The following is a 6816-nucleotide window of genomic DNA, read 5'->3' on the forward strand; positions in this document are numbered from 1 at the left end:
CGCGCGTCGATAGCACCGACGGCAAGATAACCGTTCGGATTGACGGCGGTGGCTTGGTCACAGTCGACCTCGATTCCATCGCAGACTGCTCGCCGACTTCGCGCGTTGCCGTGAGGGGATAGGAGGAACGAGTGGGCAAATATCAGGTCAGCAGCGACCCAGTCTCCGACAACTGCCCGTACGAGCTCGATCTGTTCATGGAAAAGCACGGCCTCTCCAGGCGCGCAGCGCAAGTGATTCTGCACTCAAATGGTCCATCGCGTATCCAATGCGATGCCGCAGCAGAAGCCTTTGTTCGCTTCAAGCAGTGGCGGGAGGATGCGAGAATGAAGCCGCCTTCTCCAAGCATTAAGTCGAGCATCATTGGAGCGCCGAGCCCTTTATCGCAAAAGGCCAGCCGAGCAAAAAGCTCGGCGGCCGAAGCCAGCGGGCCCGTCCCCCGCACCTGATGTGTCAGGTCGCGGGAATCTCTGGCGGTGGAAGCGGCCCGGACGCGCTGAATGCGACCACGGTCGACAGCTTCGCTTTCTTCGCTAGTGAAGGCTTCACATATGGTTTCTTTGTCATGCAGCTCCCCGTGTTTGAATCGATGCTGTCATCGCCATGCGGCCTTCCGTTGTCAGTACGAAGAAAGGCCAGCCATCCGCCCCTGGAAAGAGCCACGGAAAGACCGATGACGCGGGCTAAGGGTTAGTGGCAGTGATATTCACCGGTCTTGTGATTGGTGTGGCACCCGTTGGCATCAGTGCCACCACCGTGTGCATGGGCCGTGACCGCAAAGGCCAGAATAGCCAAACAAGCAAGTATTGATCTCATTTTCGTAACCCCCGCTTAAAGAACGCGCTGAGGTAATCAGGAATCGAAACAAGTTGCAACGTGCCGTTGCCCCTGGCCTTGTCGGAGCCGAACAAGGTCTAGAGGCGAGCACGATTCCAGTCCCCCCTTGATCAGGCGCTGAAGCGCGACGCGGTCATTCGCGTTGGTGCCTACAATGCGCTCACGGTGGCGCCGTCGTCTTCAGTCATGCGGAGAATTAGGAAGGCCCGCCGGACCTAAAGGCGATCATCATCCGCCCTTGGCCCTGCCGTAGCTGTTGGGACTACTGTCGGGCGTATAGATCAGCCCCACATCCGTGCCGCCGCACCTGTGGCATTTGAGCTTTGGAACGAGGTCATCGGCCATTGCCGGCGCGTCAGGGCCGTAGCGGTCCCGGAGCTGGGCGAGATCGAGCTTTTGGCTATGATTGCAGGGCGACCAGTGGCAAAACGCCGTCACCGTCATCTTCGCATCGATCAAGCTTTGGAACGTCCAGCCCTTGCCCATGCACCCGACATAACGGGTCCCTGGGAAGTCTACCAGTGCGCGATTGTCTCTGCCGCTCTCCTGGCCTCCGAAAGGAAAGGCTAGCTCCCCTGCTGGGAAGCCCACGACCAGTCGTGTAGCCCGATCCATGCTGTCGCCACGATCAACGTAGCGAGGATGGCGTACTCTACAATGGTTTGACGTGAAGGCATCTATGCTTAGTACGGTCCAAGCATGAGTTTTCGCTTAATTCACGGGCTGTCCCAATGAAAAGCCCGCCACGATGGAGGGGCCACGGGCGGGCTTTCAATGAGGGCGGCTACATTCCTGAGAAATCGACCGCTAGAGGAACAATATACCATGGGGTGGGATGGTTCCAGACAATTTTAAAGATCGGTGTTCTCGCCCACATACGTGCCGATGGCACCATCACATTGACGACATCACGGCGCCGACCGAAACCAATGATGGCCGACTTCGTTCTATGTGATCCCAGGCACCCACGGAGGATCATTTTTGGGCAAGCAATTGAACAGCAGCGACCCGGACTCGGACCAGTTTCCCTATGAGGTCGATTTTTTTGCAGCGAAGCACGACATTCCAAGACGCATGGCCGAAGTCATCCTGCACTCTAATGGCCCATCTCGCCATCAATGCGACGCAGCAGCGGCCGCCTATTTGCAGGTCATGCAATGGCGTCAACGGCCACGGCCAGTTACGGGTTGATCTGTTAGTTCTCTATCCTGCTGCAACCATACATTAGGAATCGCTTTCGAACCTATTTGCCGTGTCGGAGTTGTATCGGCATGGCGAAGGGCAGCATCTAACTCCGCGACGAGGTCGCAATCACAGCGACCGTGCGCAAGCGCGTGACTGAGGATCGGGTCGCCGTGTTGATCCCTTCCTACCACCAGCCGCATTCGCATCTCTCAGCTCGGCTTTTCGATCTCCTGAAAGCCATTTCGAATGGCATCAATTAAAGTCGCTATCGAATATGGCTTCTGCACCCAGCCCAGCGGCTTGGCCGCTTCCGCTCGAAGCCTCAGGTCGCGATCGCCATGCGCCGTTGTAAAGATGCACCTTATGCCCAACTCGCGATACAACTCCAGGGCCGCATCGACGCCGTCCCGCTTCCCAAGCAAACGGATGTCCATCAGAACCAGCACCGGCTTGATCGAAAGCGCAAGATTAATTGCTTCGTCCGCTGTAGTCGCCGGGCCGGCCACTTGGAAGCCAGCGGCATGGAGCCCAGCCTCCAAATCAAGCGCAATCAGGTAATCGTCTTCGACGATCAGGATCAATTGGTCGCGAGACTTGCCGGATCCTCCTCCCCTCGTATCATCTCGAGAGAGAACCACCTGCGGCCTGAAGGATCGAGCAATATCCCCGCCCCGGCTTAGCTCAGGTATCGATGCTTTTGGGCGCAAGGCCGCTCTCCTCGGACTGCTGAGAAAAAGTCACGGTGCATCTGGATGGGTGCCGGCTGACTTCGAAGGCCCCGCCGATCTGCCGCACTAAGCCTTCGACAAGTCGCAAACCCGACGAGGACGATCGCACCGAACTGAGTTCGAAGCCCGGGCCCTCGTCCTCGACGGCCAAACTAATATCTCCGCGGCTTCGTTTGATCGAAACGCGGATGATTCCTTGCCCATTTCCGGGCAATCCATACTTCACGGCGTTGATCAAAAGCTCGTTGATAATGAGCGCCAGCGGCATTGCAATGTCATTTGGCAACTGAATTGCATCTGCCTCGCAGACCAATTCAACGGCTGGCGGGAACATCTGTTTTGCCGTCTCGCAAACAGCCCCTAGGAACGGCTCGGCTCCGAAGTTGACGGCGTCAGGCGTGTCATAGAGGACACGCTGAGCGGCAGCCATGGCAGCCACCCGTTTGCTGGCCTCGTCCAGAACCGTCCGAGCCTCCGGACTCTTGCTGGTCCTTGCCGCGACCGAAAGCAGGGACTTCAGCATCATCATGTTGTTCTTCACACGATGATTGAGCTCATCGAGCAAGATCCGCTGCTGGGTTTCGGCGTGCTTACGCTCGCTCACATCGACCAGCATGTTGATGGCGCCGGTGACGTTTCCAGCAGCATCGCGCATCGGCGTGGGATAGGGAATGAAGGGAACCCGAGTGCCATCAGGCCGCTCGGCCACCGCTTCGTACCCCCGGATGGGCCGCCCTTCACGAAGGGAAATAGCCATCGGACACTGGTCATGAGGAAGCGGCGTTCCATCCGGCCAGAAGAGCTTCCATGTCACGCACCATTCGTCGGTGCCGATCTCGGGCGTCCGGCCGGCGAGTTGCACAGCCGCTTCATTGAAATAGGTGATCTTGCCATCCCGATCGGTGGTGTAGATCGCGGCAGGAATGGCGGCGAGCAGGTCTTTAAGCCGGCGCTCGCTGTCCTGTATCTGCTCTTCCGTGGCCTTTTTGTCGCTTATATCTCGGGCGATCTTGGAAGCTCCGACGATGCGCCCTGATGCATCCCGCACGGGCGATATCGTGAGAGAGATATCCACCAGTGTTCCATCTTTGCGGCGGCGAACCGTCTCGAAGTGATCCACGAGTTCGCCGTTGCCGATACGACCTAATATCAGCGGCTCCTCGCCCACGCGATCCTCGGGAATGATGGTGGTGATGGGCCTGCCGACCATCTCCGCGGCCGTATAGCCGAACAAGCGCTCGGCACCGCCGTTCCAGGTCGAGACGATGCCCTTGAGATCCTTGCTCACGATGGCGTCGTGGGAGGACTCCACGATTGCCGCCAGCCGCTGGGCCGCTTTCTGAGCCCGGACACGCTCAAGTCCAAACCCGAGCTGGCGTGCGATTGTCCGGGCGACTTCTATCTCTTCTCCCGAGCAATCGTGCGGCTCGTCGAAATAGGCCATGAATTTGCCCAGCAGACGCCCACCTTCGGTTATCGGGATGAAGCAGGCCGCGCCGATCCCTTCTGTTCGGATTGCCTGTTTCAAGCTGTTGGAGAGCTCGGCCTGTTCCACGTCGCTCACAGAAATAGGTTGGGGATCGCGGTCTTCCACGGACCAGGGCGAATGGCCTTCCACGGCGGCTCGGTACGGATCCGACAGGCCCCGCCAGGCGACAAACTTCATGATGCCGCCTTCCAACAGCAGAATAGAAGCACGCTGGCATCTCAGCCCGCGCTGAATTGCTTCGAGCGCAGCCTCATAGACGTCTTCGCGGGTTAGGGAGTGCTGGAGCATTTCCGTCAGCTGATGCAGCGCGGCCTGCTCTTCGGCCCTTCGGGCGAGCGCCGCCTCGATCTCTTTTCGTTCGGAGACGTCGTGCTGCACCCGAACTGCGTAGCGAAACTGCCCGCTCTCGTCGAGAACGCTGGAAGACGTTACAACAGCCCAGAAAAGCGATCCGTCCTTGCGCACGAACCGCTTTTCGATTGTGTAGCTTTTGATCTCGCCGGCGACCTGCTGACGATATTTCGCACGATCCGCCTCGACGTCGGCAGGGTAGGTCCAGTCGAAAACCGGTCGCCCAATCAACTCCTCCTTCGTACGGCCCAAAAGATAGCACAGATGCCCGTTCACCCGCAGCAGCCGGCCTTCCGCATCAGCTTCCACTATCCCCACGCCGGCGCTGTCATAGGTGAGAGCGACCCTCTGCTCTTGTTCGCGCAATAGGTCTTCCGCTTTGACCTTTTCAGTCACATCGATGGTGATGCAGCGCGTGTTGATCATCCGTCCGCCAGCGGAACGCGCATTGGATGTTATCTCCACCCAACGGATGGAGCCGTCCCTGGCACGCAACCTGGCGCGATAATTCTGAAGGTGCTCACGCCGAGAAAGGCGGTCCAAAATCTCGTCAATCGTGGCGGGATCTGCGTGAAATTCACGAATGTTGCGGCCGATGTATTCCTCCGGGGCATAGCCGAGTAGGTCCAGTTCGGCTCGATTGGCGCGCAAAATGGTGCCATCGTTCGAGACTAGGTGGAGAGACACGGCTGCATTCTCGAAGAAATCTTCTACCTCGCTGCCGGGAAGCAGGATCGCACCGTTCCCGTCGTCGTCCCCGTTGCTTCCGAAGGATCGCGCGCCAGAAATGCTGGAGGGCAAAGCTCGTTGTTCCATGAAGTGCTGAAAACCCCTTAACCCATCTCAACACCCGATTTCCCAATAGGTTCCAATCGGAAGGCACCCTTCCCCGCTACGGGCTCTCGACCGCCGGATCGTGGGTCGGCAAAACTACATAGTTCGAGAGATCGTAAGGCCCCGCGTGCCGATCTCCGCGCCCCGCTTACATGCCGTGAGCTACTTTAGGCCAGCAGCCGCGAGCGCCCGGTAGACTGACCCCCGCCCGATGCCGAGCGACGCGGCGATCTCTGATACTGATTTCTGCTGCTGAAACAAGGAGTCCGCTTCGCCGGCCTTTGCTCGCGCCGTCGGCTTGCGCCCTTTGTATTTCTTCTCTGCCTTCGCCTTCGCGATGCCCTCCTTCTGTCGCTCTCTCATCAGGTCCCGCTCGAACTCGGCGAAGGCGGCGAACATGTTCAGCATCAGCCGACCGTAGGCTCCCGTTGTGTCCAGCGTGTCTTTGCCGAATTGCAACACTTTCAGACCGACTCCCCGTCCATGCAGACCATCGACAAGGTCGCCCAGGGTGCGCGTATTGCGCGCGAGGCGATCGATCTTCGTAATCACAAGCGTATCGCCTTTGCGGAGGAACTTCAGAGCGCGGTCAAGTTCCTTTCGATCCCCTAGAGCCGAAACCTGCTCCGAATAGACCTCCTCACAGCCAGCGGCTTTGAGGTCAATCTCGGTCGACGGCGCCGTCAGCGAAACCGTTGGTCAGAGGACACGCGCAGGAACCTCGTGGGTACAAGGCAATTTCTTGTGCAACGCCTTTCCCAGAGAACTGACAAGCTGTGGGGCGATTTTTCGCAATTCATTTAGAACGCCTGGGGGTCAGGACGAATACAAGGCCGTATACCGTTGGGAACAGTTCGAATTTTCGGTCGTCGAGTGAGCTCTAAAAATGCCGCAAGGCTGAAAGTCGGCTTGCGCACTATGCATGCGACCTGGTTCGCCAGAACCGCAAACGACCGGAATTGGCGCAAAGATGCATGGATCCGGTGCATTGGCGATGTCCGCTTTTGGTGAACCGACAGGACAGTAGGAATGACTGCCAAGAGGCGCAAAGCGGTCTTTCCAACATCGGCCCTGGTGCCCTATCTGTCCCAACACCAGCAGCCTTAAAGACGGGGTACACCGCGCCTTGGCGCGCTAACTTGCCCGCGTTCCCGTTTCGCGCGATTCTCGGGGCGGTGATGCGTCGCCGCGGCGATTGCGCGCCCTTCAAACGCAAAAACCGCCTCGATTGTTCAGATCGGGGCGGTTATAGATTTATGATAAAATTGGTTGCGGGGACAGGATTTGAACCTGTGACCTTCAGGTTATGAGCCTGACGAGCTACCGGGCTGCTCCACCCCGCGTCAACTACGAGCAAGCGTTTGCTTGCGACCACGAGCAAGCGTTTGCTTG

At 58.4% G+C, this 6816-nt stretch carries 6 protein-coding genes and 1 tRNA gene; 1 reads left to right on the top strand and 6 read right to left on the bottom strand.

Annotated elements, in window-relative coordinates:
• The first annotated feature begins 131 nt into the window (after positions 1-131).
• Positions 132-449 (top strand): hypothetical protein, encoded by a 318-nt coding sequence (locus EN857_RS32975; protein WP_127394398.1) that lies wholly within the window; start codon positions 132-134, stop codon positions 447-449.
• A gap of 241 nt (positions 450-690) precedes the next feature.
• Here the strand turns inward: EN857_RS32975 and EN857_RS36400 are convergent, their stop codons facing one another.
• From EN857_RS36400 to EN857_RS33010, 6 genes are all read right to left on the bottom strand, one after another.
• Positions 691-816, bottom strand: coding sequence for a YHYH domain-containing protein (locus tag EN857_RS36400; RefSeq protein ID WP_127391291.1), 126 nt, complete (start codon positions 814-816; stop codon positions 691-693).
• Positions 817-1065: 249 nt separating this feature from the next.
• Positions 1066-1323 (bottom strand): hypothetical protein, encoded by a 258-nt coding sequence (locus EN857_RS32985; protein ID WP_127391292.1) that lies wholly within the window; start codon positions 1321-1323, stop codon positions 1066-1068.
• A 908-nt stretch (positions 1324-2231) separates the two neighbouring features.
• The gene (locus EN857_RS32995) at positions 2232-2603 is read right to left on the bottom strand and encodes a response regulator (RefSeq protein ID WP_210213985.1); all 372 of its coding nucleotides are present in this window, start codon (positions 2601-2603) and stop codon (positions 2232-2234) included.
• Positions 2604-2703: 100 nt separating this feature from the next.
• Positions 2704-5406, bottom strand: coding sequence for a PAS domain S-box protein (locus EN857_RS33000; RefSeq protein WP_135859698.1), 2703 nt, complete (start codon positions 5404-5406; stop codon positions 2704-2706).
• Positions 5407-5586: 180 nt separating this feature from the next.
• Positions 5587-6111 carry a recombinase family protein gene (locus EN857_RS33005; protein ID WP_127391295.1) on the bottom strand — a complete coding sequence of 175 codons (525 nt, stop codon included), beginning with the start codon at positions 6109-6111 and terminating at the stop codon, positions 5587-5589.
• A gap of 579 nt (positions 6112-6690) precedes the next feature.
• Positions 6691-6767, bottom strand: a tRNA-Met gene (locus tag EN857_RS33010).
• Positions 6768-6816 lie beyond the last annotated feature (49 nt).

Source organism: Mesorhizobium sp. M4B.F.Ca.ET.214.01.1.1, from assembly GCF_004791545.1.
GTDB classification, from domain to species: Bacteria; Pseudomonadota; Alphaproteobacteria; order Rhizobiales; family Rhizobiaceae; genus Mesorhizobium; species Mesorhizobium abyssinicae.

Coding starts and splice junctions, on each gene's coding strand:
- EN857_RS32985 (WP_127391292.1), bottom strand. CDS start 1,323: ATGGGCAAGGGCTGGACGTTCCAAAGCTTGATCGATGCGAAGATGACG.
- EN857_RS36400 (WP_127391291.1), bottom strand. CDS start 816: ATGAGATCAATACTTGCTTGTTTGGCTATTCTGGCCTTTGCGGTCACG.
- EN857_RS33000 (WP_135859698.1), bottom strand. CDS start 5,406: ATGGAACAACGAGCTTTGCCCTCCAGCATTTCTGGCGCGCGATCCTTC.